Consider the following 24,164-nt stretch of genomic DNA (forward strand, 5'->3'; position numbering starts at 1 on the left):
GGTGAACCGACCGAAGTGCCCACCATCCGGCAAGCCGACATTCCTGCCATCGTCGCGGGGCTGAAAGGACACTGGCTCGAAGCTCGGTTCTTCCTCGGCCTGACCACCGGGATGCGTCAAGGGGAAGTGCTCGCGCTCCGCTGGGATGACATCGACTTGGATGCCGCAACCATCACCGTGTCCGGTTCCCTCGCCCGGCACCCGTGGCGGCATGGCTGCACCGACCCGGTCGCGTGCGCGAAACGGAAATGCCGGACCACGCGGTGCCCGGCCCCGTGCACACGCCACACCCGGGACTGCCCGGAGCCCTGCCCGGACACCTGCACCAGACACGCATCCACGTGCCCGCAACGGGNTCGGTAACCCGTGGCGGGCCAGTGGCTACGTCTTCTGCTACCCGGAAGACGGACGCCCGATCGGACCGCGCACCGACTGGGGTGCCTGGGGCGCAATCCTCGCGACCGCAGGTGTGGACCACTACCGGGTACACAGCCAACGGCATTTCGCGGCCACGAGCCTCCTCGGCTCGGGAATCCCGATCCCCGTCGTCATGGCCCAGCTTGGTTGGAGCTCCGGGGCGATGGTCCAGCGGTACGCGCACGTCGTCGACCAGAGCAAGCGAACAGCGGCGAACGCGGTCTCCGCATCCGTTTTCGGCTAACGATGTCCTCGCAGGATCTTGTTCACCGCAGTTTGCGAGATTCCTACAGCAGCCACGATTTGCGCCGTCGTCGCGTCTCCTTCGAACAACGCAATCACGCGCCGGCGGCGCTCCGCGATCGCTGCCTTTGAGAAGTCCGGGCGACTCTGCCGGATTGCGCCTTGGCCCTCCTTCTGCGCTTTCGAGCACGCCGCCGACCCCGCATGGGTGGACATGCGGCTACTCGCGATCTTCGTGCCACATTCCGGGCATTCGACTTGCGCCCGGGCGGGGCTTTCAGCCACCGAGCGCTGCTGCATCATGCCGACTGCCCGACGGCAGCGTGCCGGGTGCGGCCAGCCGGCGCGACGACGCAGTTCTGCGGCATGGGTTAGGTCAACGCCAAGTTTCGCCGCGATCACTCGGGTCGGCTCGTCGCTCGTTAAAAGCGCCAGCTTATGGGCGCGGGTCAAGCGCAGCGGCGTGTAGTAGGCGTTCACGCACGGTATGTGTACGGGCGGAAACCGTTCCCGTACACATCACCGGTGTGCTGCTCGCCAAGCTTCGACGCCACCCCGCGCGGGGCTGGTACCGCCCGATCTCCACGGACATCGTCGACGTGCACTGGCACTCTCCCGGCGGCGGGCCACACCCGACCGGGGGATGGGTGCTGAGAGAAACGTGGCGGTCCGGGGAACGTCGGTACCGGGACACCGGAGGCGCGCTGCACCGACTCGACGGGCCGGCGGTCGAATCAAAGTTCGGCAACGAGTGGCATCTGTACGGCATCCAGTTCGAGGAAGACGAGCACACAGAGATCGTCGCCCTGCTCCGGGCGATAGGCGAAGCGCCCGATGCCTGCGTGGGTTGAGGACGGCGTGACGCCGCACCCGACCGGTGGCTATGTCCGTGTCATCACCAACGACCACAACACGCTCTATCTGGACGCCGACGGCAAGAGCCACCGACTCGACGGACCCGCGATCACGAGGCAGGACCGCGGCAGCGCCGGATGGTGGAAACACGGGAGGCCGCACCGTTTTGACGGCCCGGCCGTCGTTCGCGAGAACGGATCGAGCGAGTGGTGGCTCGAAGGCGCGCCGATGTCCGAAGCTGCGCACACCGCGATCGTTGAACGGCTCCGTGCGACCGGCGAAGCGCCTTAGCCGAGCAGCGCCAGCTTCATCCGGGCGGCAACGTGAATGCCGAACCGCTGCACCGTGTCCCGCGTGTGCCCGTTACCGACCGCCGAAAGGACGTCGTCAACAGACGCCGACGGATTAGACCGCTGCACCGACACCAAGTCCGTCAACGGCAAATCGCTGCCTTCGATGAACCGGATCTCCTCGCAGCCCAACTCGATCGCCTCCCGGGCACGGGCACCCTGCTTCGGTCCGACCATCTCCGCGAGCTCAACGTATCGGCCAGCCGCCGTCGAATGTTCGGCGTGCGAAAGGAAACCCCGCAACTGCGCCGGCGACCCCTGCAGGACCGCCTGACGGGACCAGCCGCCGACCCGGAGCGCGTGCATCAACTGCGGGTTGGCAGTCACCATCTGCTCCGTCCGGTTCCTTTCAAGCTGGGTGACACCCGCCAGAGCGGCATCGTCAAGGGGGCGCTGGTTCGCCGACGCGCCATACGCGTGCATGACGGCGACCGTTTCCGGCAGCCAGCCTCGCCTCGCCAGATCATCCGCCTCCTGTGGGGAGACGGCGATCCCGATCGAGCCATCACCTTGAGCGCGCTGCAACTTCGCCCACATAACGCGGCCCTGCGGAGTTGTGCACTCCAGCGCCTGCTGCCGGTAGATGTTCGTGGCGTCACCACCCCACCGGTTCGCGAACGTCGCGATGCATTCCTCCACCTCCGTCTCAAGCGGAGCGATAGGACGCTGCGCCGGAGGAGCGATCTCCTCCCACGGGGACGGCGGCTCGACATCGAGAGGCCGTGGCTCTGCATGGACTTGGCGGGCGAACCGGCCACCCCACGAGGTGCCTTCCGGGTGGCGAGCTTGAACAGTCATGCCATAGATGTGTGCGGCTCCCGGAGGCAACTACGATGACGCCGGCGATGTATACGGTCAGCGCGCCGAATCGACCTCCGGCAGCGAACGCAGGTCGTCGGCGTCGATGCCGTGCTCTGCGAGCCGGGCATTCAGCGCTACATGCCGCATCTCCGTCTTCTCCGCTTCGTTCGGCCATTGCCCGGCCTCGGCCTCGGTAATGTCGCGGACCCGCTCTTTCAGCGCGTTGGCCTGGTTGTTGAGCTTCCGGAACGCGGCGATGTCGACATCACGGTGGGCGATGTCAAGCCGACGGCTCAGGTTCGCGAGCTCGATGTGCGCCTTGTCCCGGTCGGAGGTGACATCTGGGATATCGAGAGCTTTCCACGCCGCCTGCGAGACATCCTGGAACGCGCCACCCTCGAAGCTGACGATGTAACTCGTCGACGGGCGATTCGAGAACGCGACCGCCTGCTTGCCGGTCACGCCACGCTTACGCAAGTCGTCGACGATGGTGCCGACCGAGCCGTCAGGGAACCGGTACCGCTTCGACAGTTCCGCCTCGGCACGCGCCCGCTGCCGCGCCGTGAGGCCGTCGTAGTTGACACCGAAGTCGTGGATGAGCGCCGGTTTCACCTCTGGCCGATTCCCGAGCTTGGCGATGTCGGTGACATCAATGTGACGGTTCGGGTCGATCACAAGGTTGTCAATCAACATGCCGTCCTTGACGGCCTCGCGGCGTGGCACAAGGAAGGCCCGTTCCTCGCCGGTCGCGTCCTTCGTGGCCCAAGCGACCGCCTGCGTGACCGGCAGCCATTTTGCGTGCGTGTCCGTGTGCTGGGTTCCGACGAACTCATCGCGGTGCGCGGCACGGAATGCCGCCTTGTCGGCCTGCTCCGCCTCCCGACGCTTCATGTAGGACTCGGACACCGGGATTGTTTCACCGGTCGCCTTCTCGTACTTGTCCGGGAACCAGTCCTTGACGGACGTGACCGCTTCCGCGCGGATGACCTCCATGTCACCTTGACGGTTGTAGACGAAGCCTTCCGGGTGCACCATCGCCACAATGTGCGACTCGGCGTCCTCCTCGTACCAACCGGACGGGTTACGCAACGCGGGCGGGATCATTCCGTTGCGCTCCGGCGACAACTTGATACCACCGTGGCTTGCGGTCGACACCTGGACTATGCCGGGCGCGGTCTCCTCAATGTGTTGCGGTTCACCCCACGGGGTGCGCTTGATCGGTCCGACGGTGCCGTAAACCAACGACCCGTCCTGCGCCTGGTCAAACCGCACCAGTTCCGTGCGCGCCTGACCGGGAGTGTCGAAGGTGCCGTGCGAGATCAACTCGCCCGTGTGCTGGTCCCGAATCTGAAGTTTGGTGACGCCGTGCTGGGTGACGATCAGTCCCTCCCTGCCACCGTCCGCGCGAACATCTTCACGGACCGGCGTGGGATCCACCCTGTCGATCGAATCGGATAGAAGGCAGAGGGCACACTTGCCGCCGGTCATGTCCCCGACCGGAGCGGACGCACCGCAGTCGGAACACGTGCCGGGGGTATCGGTCAGTTCCTTCGACTCGGCGTGCCGGTGGCCGGCGAACTGCCCGCCGATCGTGGTTCCGCGGGGCTGCCGGGACTGCGTGTAAGTGGTCACGGCCGCTATGTGTGCGGCTCAGGTTCGGGCGATCACCTTGTCGATATTCACGCTGACGGACTCGACCCGTCCGCGATGGTCGTCGACATCGACGCCGAACAGGTCGGTGAAGTCGTCGTAGCGGAAACCGATGAGCCGGGTCGTGTTCCAGACCTCGTCACCGTGGTCGGCGAAGTCGTGGTCGCCGGCAGTGACGGACCAGCCGCCTTCATCGTCCGGTTCCAGCGTGAACTCGGCAGCGTCCGGATAGATCGAGCGGACCATGACCGCGGTCGCCTGAACAGATCGGGTTGTCATGCGCCGGGACGCCGCCTGCTGCTGCTCGAACGCTTGGTCAGCTTCCGCCATCAGCGCGTCGATCCGGGCGTCATCGAACGAGGAAACTTCTGGGACGTACTCATCGTGGTCGAGGTCGCACCCGACATCACCGCAACCGAAGTCCGGGTGCGCCGCGACATGACCGTGCTGCGCGCACGACTCGCAATGCCCGGGAAGGCCGACCGACTGACGGTTCGGGTTCGCGCCGGCGAAAATCGACGCTCGCGGTGCCGGATGCAGTAGGCCGAGATCAGGGCCACCGAGATCGTCCGTGGTGTCCTCGGCGCGGGAATAGGTGGGGAAGCTCTGGGTCGTCTCAAGTTCTGCCGGCTCGGCGTGCTGCTTGGCCGCGAACTTTCCGCCAGTTCCACGCGGATGCTGACCTTCGTCAAACGTCGTCATGCCCAGGATGTGTGCGGCGCGACGTAGGGGATGTGCAGATGCGTTGACGCCTGCCGTGCCGCCTCCACGCCACGACGGTCATACCGGGAGGTCGTATCCACGGACGCGTGCCCGGCAAGGTCACGGACCGCGATCACGTCCTGGCCGGCGGACAGCAGTTCAGTGATCGCCCACCGCCGGCAATCATGCGGGGCAAACCGAGGGACGCCCGCCCGGTCTGCGAGGAAGCCGACCCGCTTCCAGATTCCGTGTCCGGTCATGCGTTCAGAGGTGCAGCCGCGACCAAACGTCACCAAAAGCGGTCCAGGACCATCAAACCGCACCAAACGCCAGTGTTCGACAGCGTGCAACGCCCCGCCGTGCAGGAACACGAGGCGCTGCCTGCCGCCTTTCCCGTGCCGGATCACAAGCTCAGAACCAGCCAGGTCGTCAACGTCGACAGCGGCAAGCTCCGAACGTCTGACCGCGCACATCGTCAACAAGGCCAGCATCGCGGCGTCCCGGCGATGCACATCACCGTCACGGCCTGCGATGTCCGCGAACATCGCCTTCAACCCGCCATGCGTCACCGACGGGCCGGCGACCGGGCCGGACGATGACCGGGGGAGCGACGTCAAAGCGGTGCCGACCGCGTCCGCGCGGGATGGCTCCATCAACCCCGACAAGCGCGCCGTCCGGACCACGCCACGCACTGCCGCGAGATGACGGTTCACGGTCGCCGGCGACCACCGACCCACCAGTAGGGAGCGGAGATAGACGGCAGCGGGATAGTCGAGGTTCACCCAGTCGAGCCGTTCCCTCGGCGGGAACAGTGGGTCAGCGCCGATCTCCAGATCTTCCGCGTACGCGACCTCCCGGGCCACCGCATCAAGTGAGGCACGCATCGACCGGGCGGACGCGGGAGACGTGAACGTCGACAGGTACGTCTCGACGAGAGCGCCACCAGGCCGGAAACCGATCAGGCTCGCCATCGGGCCGGGGTTTCCTCAGCAACCGCCGCCAGTCGTGCCGCCGTCGCCGCCTCCTCCGCACTCTGCCGTGCCCGACGCCGGTAATCGAGCACATCCACCAAACGCATCCGGCGATGCGTCCCTGCCATCGTCGACGGCAACTGGCCGGCGGCGATCAACCGGACCACCGTCGAACGGGACATCCCCAGTAGCCGCGCGGCCTCCGCCGTCGAGACGTCCCGGTTCGTCGGGACAACCACCGCTGCACCCGAATCCCCGGCATAGCGGAGCACGTCATAGATCAGGGACGCGACGGCTGGAGGCAACCTCGTCTCCACCGTGGAATGGCCGTCACCGAACGTGACTGTCACCGGGACGTGGCGACCACGGTCCCGGTGATCCAGCCAGGTGAGAACGTCATCCGTGGTCGGCACGAGAAAAGTATTGCCGAGGCGATCAACTCCACAGGGGGTGACGTATCCGCCGAGCGCTTAGCCGACATGTGGGATCGGACGGTCAGGTCCAATCAATCGGCGAGGAAGTCGTCCGCTGTCCACGGCCACACCAGACGCCCGCCTCTGCGGCCACGGCGAATCCACTCGTCCCGATGCGGAGCGTCAAACGCCTCTCGGCCTTCCGCACCGGCGTTCCACATCCGCATCGGGGACTCGAAATGATCCGGACGCATCTGCGCGAACGGGATACCGGAACGAGACGCGGAACCGATCAACTTCGGATCCACAGTGCCGTCCGCGACCAGACGTTCGATGCACTCGACGTCCTCGTTCTTGATGCCCTCGTGCGGAGTCCACGCCGTGTCGACCGCAGACAGCAGACGCGGGTTGGCCGCGACCCGGGTAAGCATTTCGGAAGAGACCTTCTTGGCGATGTGCTCGGAGACCGGGGCGTGCATCAGCGACGAAGCGACCTGCGCCCCGGACCATTTCGGATTCGCCTGCCGCTGCGCCTTCGCCTCTTCCGGAGTGACACCAGCAGACTGCATTTCGGCAGCCAGCGCAGGCGTGAACTTCGATCCGGCAACACGCGCCCACGTCCGCGCGTCCTGCGGCGTCAGATTGGATGACCGCAGTTCGTCACGGTTCTCGGCCCACATGCGAACAACGCCCTTGCCGTACGTCGTGACGTCCGCAGCCGTCCAGCCTCTTCGCAGAAGATTGCCGGCCTTCCATGACTCGGATTCAACTTGGTGGGCGGCGACAACATCCTCGACCGGATACTGCTCGAACCTCTTGTTGTCCAATGTGCTGTCCGGCACACCGCCGCGAATCAACGCGAGATAGCGTTCAGCGTCAGGCGCGTTCTCCCGGTCCGGATTGCCGGCGACTAGTAGGTCCGCCTGGAACCGGTCAACATCCTGATGCGAGTGCCACGACGTGACCGCTGCACGAATGTCGTCCGGCGAAGCCTTCTCAACGGCGCGTTTGACGGCGTCCTGCCCGATCCGAGGAGCTGGAGCGCCCTCCAAAGCCACGATCCGATCAACGGCATCCGGATTTTTCTCGACGAACCCTGGACGGCCGAGAGACCACTTGTACAGGCCGAAACTGTGGGCTCTCTGCAGAAGCTCCGGGCTCCAACCCGCGTCCCGGTACGCGGTGAGAACGGCCTTGTCTCCGTTCGACGTTCGCACCCCGGTGTAGCGGTCCAAGGCCACGTAAAGGTCGTAGTCGGTGAACGTGCCCGGCCCGTCGAGCGGGGACGGTTCACTTCGGCCCGTCGCCTTGAACTGACCGCCGGCCGTCACGCCACGTGGAACTCGTGATTGCGTCATGTCCGTGATGTGTGCGGCCCAGTTCCGGGGCACTCTGGGAAGTTTGGGACCGCAGAGATCGAGGGTCCACCCTGGTCGCCGTTAACGAGGTACACGAGGGTCGGTCCATCGCAGCGCTTCCAGACGCTGCTCCGCTAACACGGGTGCCAGTAGCCCCAAGCAGGATGATGTCGCCGATCGCAATGGCGGCATCCTGGACATTCAGAAGGTCGCCCTCCGGAGGTCGAGGAGCCACTGGTTGACGGTGATCGTGTCTGGGGTGCCGGGCAATGGTGTGGGGCGGTCGAAGACGTCGTTCAGGTCGGATATGAGATCCTCAACCACATCGAGGTCACCGTCCGCGACCTGCTGCCCGAACGCACGAGCACCGTCCGGGTCGGACACCTGGACAGTGAGGTCGCCCGTCAGCCACAGGCCACGCGCCTGCTCAGCCAGCCGGTACAGATGCGTACCGAACTTCGGACGGCGGGCTTCCGCCTTGTGTTTAGCCCCGTGCGCTTGCGCGGCGCAGTAACCGAGATAGGACGACCGGACCGCGTGAGCGGACAACACCGCACGCCGCAGCGACAGCAGCGCCCGGCCGGAGGGAGACACCTCGAGGTACTCGGGCAGCCAGAACGTCTCCACGACCGACGGATTGCCTTTCAACGCGAGAGCGAGGAACTTGCCCACCTCGTGCACGGTGATGTCCTGCTCAGCCCCAACCGAGTGATACGTCAACGCCTCAGCGCGTGGCGGGTTGAGGCCGACCAGACGTCGCGTCGGCAGAACCGAGACACCAAACAGGTCAACGTCGGAGGTCGGCGTCGCCAGACCATATGCGTGCGAGCCGACGACAGCCGTGAACAGGCGCGGAGCGGAGATCAACGGGGAAGTCGTCATGCCTTGGATGTGTACGGGGCAGCGAACCCTGCATTCCAGCCGACCTGACCCCCGAGCGGATATCCGTCAGCGGACGTCAATGCAAGTTCGTCGTCCCCGTCTACCGTCGTCCTGCGACCATAACCGTCGCCCGGGACGTAGCCAGCCTGTGCCCACAACTCCGACTCATCTGCGGGCACCCAGATCGACTCGAACGATCGAGACGATTGACGTTCGTCCGCAAACCGGTCCAGCGGGTCGGCGCGCACCCCGAGTGCCTTTGCCAGGACGACCAGGGCGCACGCACAGGTGTCGTCGTCGATGCCCGGCAGGACCGCGACACGGCCAGCGGACATGATCCGCTCCACCTCGGATGCGACTGTGAATCGGTCGATCGGGGCAGTCGTGTGCGGGACGACCACCCAGCCCCGCGCCTGAAGGAGCGAAGTGGCGGCAGCGAAAGCTGCCTGATTATTGCCGGCATAACCGTCGATCGGGCCGATCAGGGCGATGGTGCGTTGTGGACGGCTCACCGGTTCGGCCCCTTCGGATAGGCGTCGTGTTCGACGCCGTCCAAGACGCGACCCGCCTTCGCTGACCGCTGCATGACGGTGTGCCAGCCCGGGTGGCCGGCAGCCCACGGGTCAAACGGGTTTCCCGGGTGCAGCGCCGTCGCACCCATCTGGTGCATGACGCACCGGCTCTTGTTCTGACCGGTCGGCTTCTGCCCACTCCGGCGCTCACCGGCACGGAAGAAGTCGCGGCTGAAACGACCGGAGTCGAGGTCATCCTGGGTGATGACGTACTCGTCCGGCACCCAAGAACCCCAGCCGGTGAACAGGAACGGGATGCGTGTGACCGCGCACAGGTCACGCAGGTAACGCAGCCATTCCGGGTGGATCGGGCGGAAGCCGATTCGGTCCTTGTCCGCACCCGCAATGACCCACTCGGCCTTGTTCGGGCCGTGGAACGGGCAGTTCGAGGAAACCAGGAACGGGTGGGCCTGACGTTCGAGGTTCGCGCCGTCGCATCGGCAGAACGTGACCGGGCCGGTCGGGTTCTGCCGCAGGATCGCGTACCGGAACGTCGGGAGAGTCGACAGCAGCGCCTCGCGGGCGTTCTCGTCCGGGAGGTTCAGGCCCACGATGACGTTGCTGGGCAGAGCGCCGACCGGGGACGGGAAGTGGGTCGGCACCAGGAACGTGATGTCGGGACGTCGAGTGATGACATCGAAGATGTTCGCCAGGCGAACACCGGACATTGTTTCCGCGAACAGGTCGGCCATCACGCGGACGAACCGCGTGTCCCGGTACCGGAGCGGGGTGTCCCGGTGGAGGACCGGATCCCAAAGACGCAGCGTCATGCCGGTGATGTGTACGGTCAGGAAAGACGGTCGAGCACCGTGATGACGACGACATTCGCGGCGAAAATCACGGTCGCGAACAGCGCGACAGCCGTGACCACGTTGACTGCTCGGCGGGCTTTCGGACGCGTGGCACGCAGATGCAGGCCACGATCCAAGACGGAAACCAGCAAAGCAACGAACGCCGAAGCAACGGCGACGGTCAAGGAGAAGAAAGCGTCAGTAGGCACGGGGCCGAATGTGTACGGCGCGGTTCAGTTCGACGAGGCCGGCGAGAACACCAGCAACGCAGACAGTGCCACGGCTTCACGACTCAACTCGGGACGCATCCGCACCGTCCGCCCGGGCTGCCAAGACACGCCGTCAGGGGTGCGTGTGAACGGGCGGAACAGAACCGCCGCGCGCAGCGGAGCCAGCCGGACCACGATCATCACCGGCTCGACCTGGTGCCCGTCAATGGACGCCGTCCCTTCGGCGCACAACTGCACCGACCGGCACCGGAAACCGCTGTCCGCCATCATCGAGACAACCGTCTCCACGGTGTGCCCGAACGGCAGACCCATCTGCATGACATGGGTACCGCAGTCGGCAACCAGCAGCGGGGCGACCGACGGGCGTGCCTCGATTGCGTCGATGAAGCTGTGTAGGGCGAGATCGTGCAGGTCAGCCGGAACCATGCCGGTGATGTGTACGGCTTGCCGGACAGGTTTCACGCTGCCCGGGCGGCAGCGAGATGGGAGATGTCGATGGAGCGGATCTTCACGGACGCGTCGATGTGATTGGACTCGTCGTCGGTGAGACCGAACCGGGCGTACAAGGTGGCGTCCGTCCACGGTCGGGTGTAGTCGAGGCGCGGCACCCACCGGAACCGGTCCGGCGTCAGATGCGGGGCACTCTTGCGTTGCGCGATCAGGAACCGGGCGAACTTCGAGGCGAGGAAGCCGGCGTAGTTGACCGCCTCGGATTCGGTGGCGAACGCGCCGGCCACGAGGAACGACTGGTTACAGATGATCCCGGGAGGCAGCACAACCGGGGCACCCGTCACCATTGACGCGATCCGACCGAGTGCGTCCGGCACTTGCTTTCCCGCGCCGTACACCTTCGGGATGACGACAGTGAACAACGACAGGTTCGCGTGATTACGGGTGACGAGGACCGCGTCGACGTGAACGACCCCGGAACTCCGAAGCATCGGCACAGACCCGGGAAACGGTGCGGGGGAGCCGAGATAGTTCGTCGTGAACAGCCGGGCGTACGGGTGTTGCGGCGACACCCACGGTGTCAGCGAGTGGGCGAGGTCGGCAGGAGCCGCCTTCACCAAGATCGGTAGGGCTCTCGGGTCGCGGACCAGCAGGTCATGGGTTCGCAGGTCACGCGTGGCGGACGCAACGACCATCCCGTTGACCCGGGTGTCGAACCGGCAGTCCCCGTCATGGCGGGCGTCCCGGTGAAAGTAGACGACCCCACCGTCGATCTGGTGGTCCGGGAAGACGTCCAACGGCAGCGGGTGGTCCACGATGACCGCGATCGACCGGTCGGCGAGCATCCGGTCCCGGAAGTCGTCCAGGCGCTTCCCGCCAGTGAACCAGCGGGCCGGGATGAGGAACACCAGATGGGCAGGGTTCAGGTCGAGCGCGTGCTCGACGAAGCGGTGATAGAGCGGCTGTGGATGGACCCCGGCAACACCGGAGACGACCTGGTAGGGCGGGTTACCGATGATCGCGTCGAACTGCACGCCGTATATGTGGGCGGCGCGGTTTTACAGTTGGCTAAGGCCGTCCCCAGCGGACCTGCTCGTCGGCACCGGGGGCGGCCTCGTATCAGTGATGTGTACGGCGATCAGCTGCCGTACGCCGCCGCACACATGACCGGGCATGATCCGCGCCCTGACCGCCGTAACCGCCGCAACCCTGATCGCCGGCACCGCCCCGGCGTCCGCACAGCAGCCTGACGGAGGAATGCTGCTCGCGCCCCCACGTCCCGGGGCGACCGGGACGCTCCTCAACGGCAGGACACTCGCCGCGGGCTACCTCGTCCTCGACGCCGACATCTCCCCCGACGGTAAGACGGTCGCGTTCTCCGGGCACCGGACCGGCGACTGGAATGTCGACATCTTCACCGTCCCTGTGAATGGCGGAAACCCGACACGGATCACCACGCACGACGCCTGGGACGACAACCCCGCATGGTCTCCCGACGGCACCCAGATCGCCTACTCGACGGGCCTGTTGGATGAGCAGCCGTTCCGTGACATCGCCATCGTCAAATCGACCGGCGGGACGCCCCGGTACGTCACCGACGCCAGTGCCGCCCTCAGCGGTGCCTGCCCAGTCGGGCACCGGATCAACCGGCCAGTCTGGTTCTCCGACGGGAAGCGCCTTCTGGTGTCCGACCAATGCGATGCCGGCTGGCCGAACGTCACCACAACGAACAGCACCCAGATCATCTCTGTCGCCACCGGGGCAACGCTGTCCACGATCACCGGGGTGTGGGACGCTGACCTGTCCCCGAACGGACGCGAGATCGCCGGCGTCACCTACGCGAACGGCACCTCGGGCGCAACGACGGTGATCGCTCGGTACACGATCGACGGACGCCGGATCACCAACGTGACTGCTGCGAAAAAGGGCCTCGGCCAGTACGACCCGATTTACAGCCCCCGCGGGAACCGGATCGCCTACCGGAAAGCGGTGGGCGCGGACTCAACCGCATGGACGGTCGGCATCAACGGCGGGACACGCCGGAACGTCGACGGAACGGCTCGCGTCCTCGACTGGCGCTAAAGGACGGCCAGGTCGCGGTAACTGACCGGCGGGTCGATGGCGTACGGCGCTGTGTCGGTAAGCCGCCACCACGATCGCGTGAACGCCTGCTTCGGGCCAGGGGAGTGTCGGGCGAGAACCACCTGGTGAGGGGCGAGGAAGTCCCCGCACACGATCTGGGACGACAGGATCGCGTCCGCGGCCCGTAGGAATGCGTGTGACGGATTTCCGCCACGTATCGCCGCCTGGGCAGTTTCGAGCATCCGGGTGCGGGTGGTCTCGACATTGCTGCGGTCGATGTCGATACCTGACAGGGACGCGAGAGCTCGTAACACCGTGTACTCACCCGTCGGGACATGCGGGGCCAGTTTGCGGCGCAACGCCTCAACAAGGAAGTTCCCGGTCCCACAGGAGGGCTCCAATAGGGTCGCATCCAGGTCGCTGGTGATTCCAGGGATCAGATCCAGCATCGCCGTCACTTCGCGGTCAGCGGTGAATACCTCGCCGAGTGTGTGCGCCCGAGAGCTCACGCTGCCGCCCCGAGGGGACGCAGGCCAGGGTGGGTGTCGATGACTAGTTCCGTGAACTGTGAAGCGATCACGCGAGGGTTCAGGACGGCACCGTCGACGAGCGCCCCGACGATCACCCGGGAACCAGACACCGTCAGTTCGAGGTCGATTAGGCGGCAGTTGAGCAGGGCGAGCGCGTCCACGGCGGACACGCGCAGGGCGTCCACGACGAACGTCTCCGGTGCCCGGAACGCGACCACGAACCGGGTCGGCTCCGGCGGTGTCGCGTACACCCGTGACGGGGACGGCAGGTCACCCATTTCCGCAGTCAACCGGTCGAACAGTCTCCGCTGCGCCGACACTGTCGCAGTGCCCACCACGCCCCACCGCTCCTTCAGGCATCGGGGTTGCTGCCTGTCCAGCACCCTCGAACGATCTCCATGTGTACGGCAGGAGACCGACAAGCAAACAGGGCAAAGTCTGAAGTTGTGGACCGTGCAAATCAAGTCCACTAACCGGTGGACAAGACACAGTTCACGCTGGTCAAGCCGCGTTTGACGTGCGATCGAGCCGCAGCTGTATAAGGGGCAGAAAAGCCGCTTCACGCTCAATCAGCGTGACATCGTGACCGGACCGTAATGCGGCCTCACCGGTCGTGCCCGACCCGGCGTACGGGTCGAGGATGTGCGCGATCCCCGGCGGAGCAACCAAGTCGACGAGCCACTGCATCAACGCCAACGGTTTGACGGTGACGTGCGCTGTCCCGTCAGGTGTGGAGGGACGTTCCGAGGCGGACGCTCGGGCGCAGTAGAAGAAGCGGGAAACACCGGCCTGGGCGGCGGTGTTGATCGGGTTTGCCGCGTCCAGTTGAGCGGCGGAACCCTCGTCGAGGACAACGTTCGACGGCCAGCGCCCGTCGGCAGAATAGTTCGAGCGGACACCGAGCATCGCGTAGTCGCCGTACACGGAGTTCAAGCCGTGCTGCGTGCCGAAATCGCCGTGCCGATTCTTGGTGGTGGTCTCCTGCCGGTCGGCGTCAGAAGTGAACGGGATACGGGCCGAAGCGATATCGAGAGCGCCCGTCCCGTGCGCGACCAGGTTGTCCAGCGCGGAACCAGTGAACGGTTTCCGGGCCAGCAGGATCGGCTCGAACCCGGGACGCAGGCCAGTCGCATGGCCGTGGAAGTGTGTCGCGGTGATGTCGTCACCACGTTTAGCGAACTGCCGTTTCAGCGGTGTCGTCTTCGGCATCCCGCTGCCATACAGCCAAGCGAGCGTGTCGCGAAGCTCGAAGCCAGCCAGCCGGACTGACATGCCGAGCAGATCCATCGTTCGGGGCGACCCGAACACCGCCATGTGCCCGCCCGGTTTTAGGACACGCAGCAGTTCGTCGAAGACTGCTGGTGGTGGGACGAAGCCATCCCAGTCGTGGCCCATGAACCCTTTGGCGGCAGGCAGGAAATCCCGGTCCCCGGACAGCCACGCCGTCAACGCCTGGACGGTCTGCTTCGCGGTGATGTCGGAGAGCCCGTACGGGGGGTCCGTGACCACCGCGTCGACGCTGCCGTCCGGGATCGTAGGGAGAAGCTCGAGGCAGTTGCCGTGCAGGACGGTCGCCGGCATTACGGGTCCGGGGTCGTGTCGTAATGCAGGAGCCGCTCCCACGTGGAAGCGTCCGGGTTGAACGGGGTGTCCCCGATGTAGAAGCCGTCTTTCACTTTCCTCTTATCCCGCAGACGCTGCAGGTTGGTCAGGTGCAGACCTTTCCGCGACCTGCCCCTGACCAGCCAAAACACGCCGAACTCGACAGCAACGAAGACGAACACCGCGTACTTCCCCAGCACGATCATCGATATCGACGCAACCAGCGCCGCGACCGGCAACGCCATCAATGCGACCTGGAAGTTCAACCGGTTGAAGTCGAACGTCTTGATGATGATCCGGCGCTCCGACGCGGCTTCGCGCGTCAGCGGCGTCAAATCGAAAACCGGGGCGGACATCGGTGATATGTCACAGCGAGTTCAAGATCGAGACGACGATCCCGCCCACGATGTCGACGATGTAGAGGACCGCCGGGAAGACGACTTTCGGGACGGCGAGCATCATGGCCGCGAAACCGGTCCACAGCAGCTTGCTGGAGCCTTGACCACCACCCTGGCCTTTGCGCTTCTCCCACGCCCACATGCCGAACGCGCCGACCATGATGATGACGGCGATCAGTGTGGTCAGGTCGAGGATGCTGCTGATGGAGGCCGGCAGCTTGGACATGAGGTTGTCCCAGCCACCCTTGAGGTCGAGGGTGGTGCCGTCCGCCATCGGCGCGACGAACATTGGGTTACGCATTGTGTGCGCTCACTTTCCGGCCCGTAGGCCACTTTTGGTCTCTACCAACCCCCCATGCGGCAAGTTGGTCGTTTTAGCGGCCGAAACCGTTCGGACGGCATGTGTGCGGCGGTCATGCGGGACACCGGGTGAGCGGTTCGCCGGCGAGAATCCCCGCCACCCACGACACTTGCGGGTCGTGGGACAGTTGCCGGCGGGTGTCGTCCGGGAGGTCGTAACCGCCGTCCAGGGCGCGTAGACGCACCAACGGGCACGGATCGGCGGCGGCACGCGCTGCGACCCCAGGACGGGCGTCCAGGCGCATCAGACGTCCCAGGACGGCCCGAGAGGCCCGATCCACCGGCCCAGGGCCGCTCAAGGCCACAGACGGCTCAGCGTGCGCCTGCTTAGCGAACTCGCCGCCCCGCCCGCGCCGGTGTTTCGACTCATCGAAAGTACTCATGCCGCTGAAGCCCGTCGCCTGGTCGCGATCGTCAACGCCGACCCCCACAGGTCGTCCGCGTACTGCGGGCGAGACGTGAAAACGTCGACGACGTCCTGCTGCTGCCGGGCGTCCAAATCGCCGAACGGGGCAAACAGCAGGACGCCGTCGCTGTCGCCCGACTCCCACGCCCGAGCAGCAGCCAGCGCGCCGCCAGAGTCGACGATCCGCTTGCGCAGCGCCGTCGCCGACTTGCTGTCGATCGTCTCGGACGCCGGCATCGGAGCGTTGCGGTACTGCGCCAACGCCGGGTACAGCAGCGCCTTCTTCGTGCGGGCGTTGTCGCCGCCGGACAGGATCCGGTCACCGAGAGAACCGTCCGCGAAATCGGGATCGGACTCGTGCGATGTGGACGGCACGCCGTGGTCGCCGTACGCCTCCATGTGCGCGTTCAGCGAGGCTTCCCGTGCGAACCGGTGGTAGCCGGCGCGGGGACGGTTTTTCGCGTCCAGGGACAGGCGAACCTCTTCGGCAATCGCGTCCTCTTCGGCGACCGTGATCCGTCGGCCCAGCTCCGTCTGCTTCGCCGCGACCGCACGACGCCATTTCGCCGTCGCTGCCGTCTCACGCGGAGTGCGTCCGTCCAGGAGCCGGGCAGCGTGCGACCGGGCACCAGCGTGGACGTAGCCGCGCGGGTTGGTCGAATGCCCGCCACGATTCGCGGCAGCCGCGAGGTACGTCAAGACCGACTCCATCGCGGCGTCTTCAGCGTCCTCGTGCCGGCCACCGCTGTGCAATGCCGTGCCGAACCTCGCCGACCTGTTCGCCTGGTCGAGCAGCATCGCGGCGTCCTCGTCGGTGACGAAATCCAGGGGTGCCGGTTCGGCGTGAATCTTGGACGCGAACTGCCCGCCGGTGCGGACACCCGGCGGGATGCGGTTCTGGGTCGTTGTAGCCATATCCGTCATGTGTGCGGCGGGGTTCACGCGAGCCAGTCGGGTTCGTCGGCGGACAACGGGGCCGGAATGTGGGCGTACGCGGCATAGCCGTCGACCTCGTTGCGGTACGTCAGATCGGTGAAACCGGGGTCGGTCTCGCCCGTCACCGACGACGCCATCCGGTTCGGGTCGGACGGGGTGGGGATGCCGTCGGCACGCCACGACGCGGCCTCGTCCGGGGCAAGCCCGACCGCCAGCCAGACGAACGCGGCATCCGGGGTGAAATCGAGGCGACGCCAATGCTGGGCGTCAGCGGCGCTGATGCCCGCAGTACGCCACTGGGCGGCAGCGGACGGGTCGAACCAGTGCCGACGCCAGTCGGAGGCACCGAACGCGGTGAAGCCGGCGTTACGCCAGTCACGGGCCATCTCGTGCGGGACGCCATGCTGCTGCCAGGCGGCAGCATCCACCTCGTCGAAGTCCGACCAGGCGGTAAGCGTCCCTGGTTGCTCGGCGTGAGTTTTACGCCCGAACCGTCCACCAACGTCGCGGGGCTGGCCGATCGAAGGATTCGCAGTCATGCCCGGCATGTGTGCGGCGGGTTTAGTCGCGGTGCCGGACCCAGACGGTGACGCGGGGCGGAGGAGGTTTCGTTGCGTCGTCGAGGAGTGCCACCAGTAGGCCGGTGCCGACGATGTACGCCCCGATCTCCTTCCAGGTGATGCCGGGGGACAGGTGCCGGATCAGGGCCAGACCGCCGGCGAAGACGGCGGTAATGAACGCCAGCCGGATCAGGCAGCCGAACGCTCGCAGGGCGATCAGGACCAGCAGCCCGGCGGTCGCCGCCAGGACCGCCCCGGTGACCGTCCACGGATGGGCTGCCAGCCACCCGGCAAGGTCCGGGTCGGCGGGCATTAGCAGCCTCGGAAGGTGCGCAGCAGCGTCTCGACGCGGTCTCGGAGCAGGTCGGCGTTCACGCGGCCCCAAGAGTCGAAATCGACGCCGTCGGTGTCGCGGTGCTCCCGGTCGTCGGCGAGCATCAGGTCGGTGCGGCCAGCGATGTCCAGGTCGGTCATCGCGTCGTTCGGGGATTCGTCGATCCAGGCGGCGGTGACCGCGTCCCGGCGTAGTTGGCCGGCGAGGACGGACGCGTCCTGCGGGGTCAGGTCGGGTCGGGCGTTGACGGTGGCGAGGACGAACGTCGCCGACGGCGGAGCGGAACACCACTCGTCGATCTCGGCGAGCGTCACCTCGCCGGGGTCACGGTCACCGCGCAGCCGGGCGTAATGCTCTTCGCCGAGTTGGGCGAACTCGACGCCGGACGGGACGGGAAGTTCGCGGCTCTCTGGCCGGACAACGGTCGTCCACCGGCCACCGGCACCGCGAGGGTGGGCGGCGGCGTCGAAGGCGGTGATCGTTGCCATGGCTGGGGATGTGTGCGGCGGGGTCAGGCGGTCGCGGGCAGGGCGTACGCCCACTGGTCGCGGAGCCGGGTCAGAGCGCCCCGGATCCGGTCGAAGGTGGCGGGCGGGTCGGGGATGCCGTCCGGGTCGTTGGTCACCGACCGGAAGACGTCGATGGCGTCCGGGTCGTCGCTGTCGCGGTAGGCGAAACCGCCGAGGACCGACAGGCGGTAGCAGGCGAAGGCAGGGTCGGTCCCGTCATGGGCGTAGTCGTCCGCCAGCTGGGCCAAGCTCAACCCGGCGACGGCGTACGCGCCAGGCATGGTCCGGGCCAAGATCGCGCCGGCGGTCGCAACCTCCCACTCGAGGGCGCGGTCCCCGGGCAGCAGGTCGCCGACTTCGAGAGCGTCGAGGATTTCGTCCGCGCCGCCGGCCATCCAGGTTTCGAAACGGGCGGCGTCCGCGGGCACCGAAAGGTCGATCCCGGCGATGGCGAGCATGTCGATCCAGCCGGTCTCCGGATCGTAGATTTTCGCGAGCTCGAGGGTGAGCAAAACCCTCGTCGCCCACTCGTCGTCGGTCTCGATCCAGATGGTCCCGTCGTCGTCGGTGAGGGTGGCCCGCAAAGTCATTTCTGGGGGCAGCCAGAAGACCGGGTGCCAAGCCAGTTCCGCGTTCAGTTCGGGGTAGTCCTGGGGGGTGCCGCCGGCGGCTTTGACGGGGACCGGAAACGCGCCGATACGCGACACCACGAGGTCGCTCACGGCGACACCGGAATCGCGGCAGAAGTCGGCGATCCGGTCGAGCATCTCGACGGGGTCCACGGGAGCGAGGAGCACTTGCCCTGGCTCGGTCAGGTAGTGCCGCCTGGGGGGCGAGGCACTGAGCGGTTCGGTCGTCACACCTAGCCCTATGCGGCAAGTGACTTGATCGAGCGGCGAACCCGCTGAGAGGCCGATGAAGTCGTTCACCTCGGTTACCTCGGGCTTACCCATCTGCGATTTTTGGAAAACCGCAGGTCAGAGCCTTGTTTTACCTATATCACATATTTTAGTGATGTTGATGTATATATATATATAGGAGAGTACACGTTCGGCTATGTTCCCTTACATGTATATATATATAGGGTGTGCAGTCGGGGTAAAATGGTCAATCGGGGAAAAACGGCCTCTGACCTGCACGTTTGCGCCGTAACAGCCGGGGTAAGGCTGAGGTGATCGAGGTGAAAAACGGCCTCGGAGGCCATACGTCCGCGAGACACATACAAGTATACCCCTCGGCATGCGCGCGCGTGATACACGATCAGCTGGCAAGAAGTCAAGGAAAACGAGGAAAGTGGGTCGTGTGATTTTGTTCACACGTTTGGAGCCCAAAATCGGGGCCTGCGAGGGCCGTTTGACGGGTTTTCGGGGCCTCTCGAAGCCCTCGCAGCACCCTCCGGAGAGGGTCCGAAGACCATCTGAGACCCCCGAAATGGGGTGTTTCGCGGGCTGTTGTGGCACCCGAAACGGCGTCTCCGAAGACCTGTAAAGCCGGTCCGGGAGGCCATCTGAGACCCCGAAAACGGGCTGTTTTCGAGCCCAAAACGATCCATCCGAAGGTCCGAAATGACGCTCTTGGAGGGCCTCCCGACGGGTGCCGGAGACCCCGAAAACGGGCCTCCGGAGGGCGTTCCCGAGACCCAGAAACGGCGTGTTCTCGAGGGGGTCTCCGGCACCCGCAAAAGGCGTCTCTGACGGGGTGTTCCGAGGCCCGAAAACGGGCGCTTCACAGGGGTCGTCGAGGTGGCCGAAACCGGCCTCAGAAGTCGTCTGGACCGAACCCTGGAACAACGTCCCAGACTTGCGTTTCTTCGGCGATCTGGGTGTCCACATCAGCCTCCGGCCAGGGCGCGTCGGCGGCGATTCTGTCGGCCCGCCACGCCCACCGGAATGCCGATTCGAGAGGCCACACATCGTCATGTCCGGCGTACGAACGGCGGCGGTGAACGACCCAGCGTGCGGCCTGCGAAGCGACCGCGTACAGGTTGGCTCCGGACCATCTTGGGAGCCATTTCGCGGGTGGAGCTTCCCCCGCTGGCGGGGACGACAACTGGACGAAAGTGAGCGCTTTGACGGCGTCACGCCACCCGTAACAGGAGGCCGCAATCACCCCCGCGCTGACGTCCGGGAGCGGGTCGGCGACCGCCACCATTTGCGGGTCATCGCCGGGTAGGCGGTAGATCAACGGGAGCCGGTCGGCACTGTCATTCCATGTCCCGAACGGTGCTCCGGAAGCCGTCACAGCGCCCGTTGTGGCCGGTGGACGTGGCCCGAAAACCTCAGATCCGACCCTCCCGGACAGGGTCCGCCACGGGTCTTCTGGCGGGAAAGTACCCACCATGTCGGCAATAAACCCGCCGAAAAAGGCGACCGCCCAGCGCGGGTGATGCGTGCACACCCGAGTCATTGCGTCCTCGGCGATGGCGCGCCGGGCAGAGGAGAGCAGCGGCTCAATGAGCGTCTGGGTCCACGTGGCAGCGGCGTCTGCCGGTGTGAACCCCGTTGCTTGGGAGGACACGGGGTATCAAGTCTTTCCGAACAGCCCTGGGCGGCATAACGTTTGAGCCACCAGCAGCCCTGGGGCAGGGCTGCAAGCGGTGCTAAGGCTATCCTTTCCCACCCAGCAGCGCTTGTCATCTCTTGGGCGGACACTCGCCAACCGGCCGCTAAACTGGTGGTCACCGGGTAAGAACCACCGTGAATGCCTCCCTGTCCTCGTGGAATGTCTCCGACTACGGCCCCGTCACCGGCCCTGGCGCGCTGAAAGCGATCGCTTCCGGGATCGCCCCGCTGGTGCTGCTCGCGCAAGGCTGCACTGATCTGACCGCCGGTAGCGTCGACGATCTGATCGAGGCGCTGGCGCTGGACGCCCGGAATCCGGGCCGTAAACAGCTGCATGGTGTGGTGAGCAGCGGCGGGACCGCGTTGACGATGCCGTGGCACACCCCGGCAGCGACCGCGATGTACTGGCTGGACCGAGGCAACGGGGTCATTCGAGACCACGTCCCGATGTCGTCCCTGCAAGTCCGTCCCGATCCCGCCTACCCGGTCTTCACGAAGAAGGGCCGCAAGCAGGAGGTCGCGAAGTACGTCAACTTGGTCGACAACGCGACCCGTCTCGGAGTGTCCCCGGCGACCCCGCCGTCCTGGTTGACGACCAGCATGCCGAAGACCGTCTGGATCGCCGAGGGGCTCCTGAAAGGCATGGCGCTTCTGACAGCCATGCTGATTGAGTCCGGTGTCGCCCCGTCCGCCCTAACCGTGACCGCCGGCCTGACCACCCACGACGCACGGGACGCGGTCCGGACGATGCTGGAAGCCATCGCGGACGACGAACGCGCCCTCGTGATCTGCATCGTCGGGTCCGGAAACTGGCATAAGCACGCGGAGTGGAACTCCATCGACCTGCGGGACGTCACCGTCTACCTCGCGCTGGACGGTGACGTCGACGGGAACCCGAACGTCGCCCGGGAGGCCGTCAAGCTGGGCGACTTCGTCAAAGGTCGTGGCGGAAACCCGACACTGTTGCGGTTGGCGACGATGGACGGATACCAGGAGAAGGACGGCGTCGACGACGTTCTCGGGCGCGGCGGTGACTTGGACAGCGTCCGCGACTGCGCCACAACCACCTTCCCGGACCTGGACGTTCTGAACCCGCCGAGCGGCTGGCGGATGAACCCGGAGACTCTGACGACCCAGAAGCTAGTCGATGACGGCAACGGCGGCACCCGGTGGCAGACCGTGTACCCGTACGTCGCCCGGATCGTCGATGTCGTCTTCCCCCGGCAAGTGGATCCCGTCGAAATGAAGACGGGCCGGATCATCCCGGTCCACGAGAAGCAAGGCGAATGCCAGGTCACGGTCGAGTTCTCGTGGCGCACCAAGTCCGGTGACACGCACCACCTTGACGTGCGCGGCGACCAGAACATGCTGTACACGCTGCCCGGCAAATGGATGCTCCCGAACGGCGGACGGGTCACGATGCCGGCAACATCTATCGGGTCCGACCCTGGCCTGTTCCCGCCGAGAGAGGACGAGTTTCTCGGCGCGATGCGCTCCTACCGTGCCACCGAAACCGTGTACCGGCCCGGCTGGCGGCAGATGGGCTGGGTGCCGACTAAAGACGACGGGATGGTGTTCGTTGCCGGCGAATGCGTCGCCGGAGCTGACGGGATGCTCGACCACGACGTCGCTGGCTGCGGCATCACCGAAGCGGACCTGATCGGCGCGAACGACTTCGGTTTCCAGATGCCGACCACCGCGAAAGAGGCGAAGACCGCGATCGAGACGGTTGTCGACGCCTTCCTCCCAGCTGACAGCGCCGACCAGGTGTGGAGCGACCCGTTGCACGCCGCGATCTTCCTCGCGGCTGCACTACGACCTTGTGTGCCGTTGCCGTGCCGGGCACCGATGTATCTCTCCGGCGGGTCCGGGCTCGGGAAGTCGTGGTCCGCTGGTGCCGTCATGCATTTCTGGCAGCCGGACGGTGGCCGGTGGTCCGACCAGCGTCTACCGGGATCCGCGAAAGACACGGCGCTAGCGACGGAGCTTGCCGTGTCGATGGCCCCGATCTGGGTCACCGATGACGTCGCCCCGAACGGCCCCGACAAGGGCGCGCAGGCACGCATGGAGAACATGATCGAAGAGTTGCTGCGCAACGTGCACAACGGGACCGCGCGCCGCCGTTCCTCCCCGTCGCTGAAATCCGCGCAGACACACCTGCCGATCGCGCAGACGATCGTTTCCGCTGAACAGGCCCTGTCGAACGTCTCCATCCTCAACAGGATCATTCACATCCGGGTCGAACCGGGTTTCCTCAACCCGTCCCGGGTTCCGACCGACAAGATTGTCGAACTCGCCGACGGCGACTGCCCGCAGTCGATGGTCACCGGCGGGCTCATCACGTTCATCGCCCAGCGCGCCCAAGCGTCCAGCTGGGAGCAGATGCGCGCCGACATGCGTGACCTGAAAGAAGTCACCGCCCAGCGGTTCGTTCGGCAGACCGGAGGGTCCGGCGGCAACACCAGGCAGTGCAACCTCGCCGCCGACTTCTACCTGCCGTTGATCCTGCTTAAAGAGTGGGCGTCGTCCGTGAAAGTGTCTCCCGACCACATCCGACGGATCGTTCTCGCCGCTGGCTCACTGAAAGAGCTCGCCCGGATCAGCGTCGCGTCGAAGAAGGACTACGACCTCGGCGTCGACTTCATGGAGCACATCACGGCGCTGCTGACGTCCGGTGGCGCGCACATCGCCTCGCCTTCCCCCAGCCAGGCCCCATCGACGACGTCGTGCGGCGACCTGGATGCCGACGAAGTGAATGCTCGCCTCGGCTGGCAGACCCGTCCCGGTGAAGGTCCGCGCCCGAACGGTCCCCGGATCGGCACGCTGATGGTCCGCACAGGCGGTGACGGAACAGTGCACCGGCATGTCGTTTTCGACGCACGAGCGGCCCACAACGAAGTGACCCGGCGCTACCCGCGCTTGAACGGTCACGGCTGCGAGGCATCCTGGCAGGCGGTGCACCGCTCGAACCTGTCGGACGGACGTTTCCAGCGCCGAAAAACCCCGTCCGGGAACATCAGCATCGTCCAGCAGGCGATGGTTGACGGACAGAACTTTCGCGGGGTGATCGTGGCCCTAGACGTCGTCATCGGCGCTGTCCAGGAAGACTCCACCGACGACGACGCGTCACCCACCCCGCCCTGACGGTCGGGGCTTGAGGCCGCGTGTGCGGTTCTCGAGCCTGGTGCTGTTTGGGATTGG

At 65.9% G+C, this 24,164-nt stretch carries 29 protein-coding genes; 5 read left to right on the top strand and 24 right to left on the bottom strand.

Annotated elements, in window-relative coordinates; translation table 11 throughout:
• The first annotated feature begins 211 nt into the window (after positions 1-211).
• Complete coding sequence (locus ABD209_RS19755; protein WP_425564584.1) at positions 212-661, top strand: tyrosine-type recombinase/integrase; 450 nt, start codon at positions 212-214, stop codon at positions 659-661.
• Here ABD209_RS19755 and ABD209_RS05990 read toward each other — a convergent pair.
• Entirely contained in the window at positions 658-1,140 is a 483-nt protein-coding gene (locus ABD209_RS05990; RefSeq protein WP_344063510.1) for a hypothetical protein, read from the bottom strand. The genes ABD209_RS19755 and ABD209_RS05990 overlap by 4 nt on opposite strands.
• 47 nt (positions 1,141-1,187) lie before the next feature.
• Between ABD209_RS05990 and ABD209_RS05995 the strand changes: the two genes are divergently transcribed.
• Both ABD209_RS05995 and ABD209_RS06000 read left to right on the top strand, forming a co-directional pair.
• On the top strand, positions 1,188-1,511 hold the full coding sequence (locus ABD209_RS05995; RefSeq protein WP_344063512.1) for a hypothetical protein: 324 nt from the start codon (positions 1,188-1,190) through the stop codon (positions 1,509-1,511).
• Positions 1,495-1,806, top strand: a complete 312-nt coding sequence (locus ABD209_RS06000; protein ID WP_344063515.1) for a hypothetical protein — start codon at positions 1,495-1,497, stop codon at positions 1,804-1,806. The genes ABD209_RS05995 and ABD209_RS06000 overlap by 17 nt, the downstream gene beginning before the upstream one ends.
• Here ABD209_RS06000 and ABD209_RS06005 read toward each other — a convergent pair.
• The 12 genes from ABD209_RS06005 to ABD209_RS06060 all read right to left on the bottom strand — a co-directional run bounded on the left by ABD209_RS06005 (position 1,803) and on the right by ABD209_RS06060 (position 11,719).
• Positions 1,803-2,504, bottom strand: a complete 702-nt coding sequence (locus tag ABD209_RS06005) for a hypothetical protein (protein WP_344063518.1) — start codon at positions 2,502-2,504, stop codon at positions 1,803-1,805. The two genes, ABD209_RS06000 and ABD209_RS06005, sit on opposite strands and share 4 nt — an antisense overlap.
• Positions 2,505-2,720: 216 nt before the next feature.
• Positions 2,721-4,298: a DUF7007 domain-containing protein gene (locus tag ABD209_RS06010; protein WP_344063521.1), complete on the bottom strand. Its 1,578-nt coding sequence runs from the start codon at positions 4,296-4,298 to the stop codon at positions 2,721-2,723.
• Positions 4,299-4,316: 18 nt separating this feature from the next.
• A complete protein-coding gene (locus tag ABD209_RS06015; RefSeq protein ID WP_344063523.1) occupies positions 4,317-5,018 on the bottom strand; it encodes a hypothetical protein in 702 nt (233 codons plus the stop codon).
• A complete protein-coding gene (locus ABD209_RS06020) occupies positions 5,015-5,989 on the bottom strand; it encodes a tyrosine-type recombinase/integrase (RefSeq protein ID WP_344063526.1) in 975 nt (324 codons plus the stop codon). The genes ABD209_RS06015 and ABD209_RS06020 overlap by 4 nt, the downstream gene beginning before the upstream one ends.
• Complete coding sequence (locus tag ABD209_RS06025; protein ID WP_344063528.1) at positions 5,977-6,402, bottom strand: helix-turn-helix domain-containing protein; 426 nt, start codon at positions 6,400-6,402, stop codon at positions 5,977-5,979. The genes ABD209_RS06020 and ABD209_RS06025 overlap by 13 nt, the downstream gene beginning before the upstream one ends.
• Before the next feature lie 92 nt (positions 6,403-6,494).
• Positions 6,495-7,760, bottom strand: coding sequence for a hypothetical protein (locus ABD209_RS06030; protein WP_344063530.1), 1,266 nt, complete (start codon positions 7,758-7,760; stop codon positions 6,495-6,497).
• A gap of 201 nt (positions 7,761-7,961) precedes the next feature.
• The gene (locus tag ABD209_RS06035; RefSeq protein WP_344063532.1) at positions 7,962-8,642 is read right to left on the bottom strand and encodes a nucleotidyltransferase domain-containing protein; all 681 of its coding nucleotides are present in this window, start codon (positions 8,640-8,642) and stop codon (positions 7,962-7,964) included.
• On the bottom strand, positions 8,639-9,154 hold the full coding sequence (locus ABD209_RS06040) for a hypothetical protein (RefSeq protein WP_344063534.1): 516 nt from the start codon (positions 9,152-9,154) through the stop codon (positions 8,639-8,641). Before ABD209_RS06040 ends, ABD209_RS06035 begins: the two co-directional genes overlap by 4 nt.
• Positions 9,151-10,005: a DUF5131 family protein gene (locus tag ABD209_RS06045; protein ID WP_486348460.1), complete on the bottom strand. Its 855-nt coding sequence runs from the start codon at positions 10,003-10,005 to the stop codon at positions 9,151-9,153. Before ABD209_RS06045 ends, ABD209_RS06040 begins: the two co-directional genes overlap by 4 nt.
• Complete coding sequence (locus ABD209_RS06050) at positions 10,002-10,190, bottom strand: hypothetical protein (RefSeq protein ID WP_344063538.1); 189 nt, start codon at positions 10,188-10,190, stop codon at positions 10,002-10,004. Before ABD209_RS06050 ends, ABD209_RS06045 begins: the two co-directional genes overlap by 4 nt.
• Positions 10,191-10,238: 48 nt before the next feature.
• Entirely contained in the window at positions 10,239-10,661 is a 423-nt protein-coding gene (locus ABD209_RS06055) for a hypothetical protein (RefSeq protein WP_344063540.1), read from the bottom strand.
• 32 nt (positions 10,662-10,693) lie between these two features.
• On the bottom strand, positions 10,694-11,719 hold the full coding sequence (locus ABD209_RS06060; protein ID WP_344063542.1) for an Eco57I restriction-modification methylase domain-containing protein: 1,026 nt from the start codon (positions 11,717-11,719) through the stop codon (positions 10,694-10,696).
• Positions 11,720-11,858: 139 nt separating this feature from the next.
• Between ABD209_RS06060 and ABD209_RS06065 the strand changes: the two genes are divergently transcribed.
• Entirely contained in the window at positions 11,859-12,767 is a 909-nt protein-coding gene (locus ABD209_RS06065) for a TolB family protein (RefSeq protein WP_344063544.1), read from the top strand.
• Here ABD209_RS06065 and ABD209_RS06070 read toward each other — a convergent pair.
• The 11 genes from ABD209_RS06070 to ABD209_RS06120 all read right to left on the bottom strand — a co-directional run bounded on the left by ABD209_RS06070 (position 12,764) and on the right by ABD209_RS06120 (position 19,262).
• On the bottom strand, positions 12,764-13,276 hold the full coding sequence (locus ABD209_RS06070) for a DNA methyltransferase family protein (RefSeq protein ID WP_344063547.1): 513 nt from the start codon (positions 13,274-13,276) through the stop codon (positions 12,764-12,766). The two genes, ABD209_RS06065 and ABD209_RS06070, sit on opposite strands and share 4 nt — an antisense overlap.
• The gene (locus ABD209_RS06075; RefSeq protein WP_344063550.1) at positions 13,273-13,575 is read right to left on the bottom strand and encodes a hypothetical protein; all 303 of its coding nucleotides are present in this window, start codon (positions 13,573-13,575) and stop codon (positions 13,273-13,275) included. The genes ABD209_RS06070 and ABD209_RS06075 overlap by 4 nt, the downstream gene beginning before the upstream one ends.
• A gap of 223 nt (positions 13,576-13,798) precedes the next feature.
• Positions 13,799-14,878, bottom strand: a complete 1,080-nt coding sequence (locus tag ABD209_RS06080; RefSeq protein WP_344063553.1) for a DNA-methyltransferase — start codon at positions 14,876-14,878, stop codon at positions 13,799-13,801.
• The gene (locus ABD209_RS06085) at positions 14,878-15,255 is read right to left on the bottom strand and encodes a hypothetical protein (RefSeq protein WP_344063556.1); all 378 of its coding nucleotides are present in this window, start codon (positions 15,253-15,255) and stop codon (positions 14,878-14,880) included. The genes ABD209_RS06080 and ABD209_RS06085 overlap by 1 nt, the downstream gene beginning before the upstream one ends.
• Before the next feature lie 10 nt (positions 15,256-15,265).
• A complete protein-coding gene (locus ABD209_RS06090) occupies positions 15,266-15,586 on the bottom strand; it encodes a hypothetical protein (RefSeq protein WP_344063559.1) in 321 nt (106 codons plus the stop codon).
• 124 nt (positions 15,587-15,710) lie between these two features.
• Positions 15,711-15,902 (bottom strand): hypothetical protein, encoded by a 192-nt coding sequence (locus tag ABD209_RS06095; RefSeq protein WP_344063562.1) that lies wholly within the window; start codon positions 15,900-15,902, stop codon positions 15,711-15,713.
• Positions 15,903-16,036: 134 nt separating this feature from the next.
• Positions 16,037-16,978 (bottom strand): hypothetical protein, encoded by a 942-nt coding sequence (locus ABD209_RS06100; RefSeq protein ID WP_344063564.1) that lies wholly within the window; start codon positions 16,976-16,978, stop codon positions 16,037-16,039.
• A gap of 23 nt (positions 16,979-17,001) precedes the next feature.
• Entirely contained in the window at positions 17,002-17,538 is a 537-nt protein-coding gene (locus ABD209_RS06105; protein WP_344063567.1) for a hypothetical protein, read from the bottom strand.
• A 22-nt stretch (positions 17,539-17,560) separates the two neighbouring features.
• Complete coding sequence (locus ABD209_RS06110) at positions 17,561-17,872, bottom strand: hypothetical protein (protein ID WP_344063570.1); 312 nt, start codon at positions 17,870-17,872, stop codon at positions 17,561-17,563.
• Positions 17,872-18,381: a hypothetical protein gene (locus ABD209_RS06115; RefSeq protein WP_344063573.1), complete on the bottom strand. Its 510-nt coding sequence runs from the start codon at positions 18,379-18,381 to the stop codon at positions 17,872-17,874. Before ABD209_RS06115 ends, ABD209_RS06110 begins: the two co-directional genes overlap by 1 nt.
• Positions 18,382-18,404: 23 nt before the next feature.
• Complete coding sequence (locus ABD209_RS06120; RefSeq protein WP_344063576.1) at positions 18,405-19,262, bottom strand: hypothetical protein; 858 nt, start codon at positions 19,260-19,262, stop codon at positions 18,405-18,407.
• A gap of 1,836 nt (positions 19,263-21,098) precedes the next feature.
• Between ABD209_RS06120 and ABD209_RS06125 the strand changes: the two genes are divergently transcribed.
• Positions 21,099-24,107 (top strand): hypothetical protein, encoded by a 3,009-nt coding sequence (locus ABD209_RS06125; RefSeq protein ID WP_344063580.1) that lies wholly within the window; start codon positions 21,099-21,101, stop codon positions 24,105-24,107.
• Positions 24,108-24,164: the final 57 nt, after the last annotated feature.

Source organism: Nostocoides vanveenii, assembly GCF_039531165.1.
Lineage (GTDB): Bacteria > Actinomycetota > Actinomycetes > Actinomycetales > Dermatophilaceae > Nostocoides_A > Nostocoides_A vanveenii.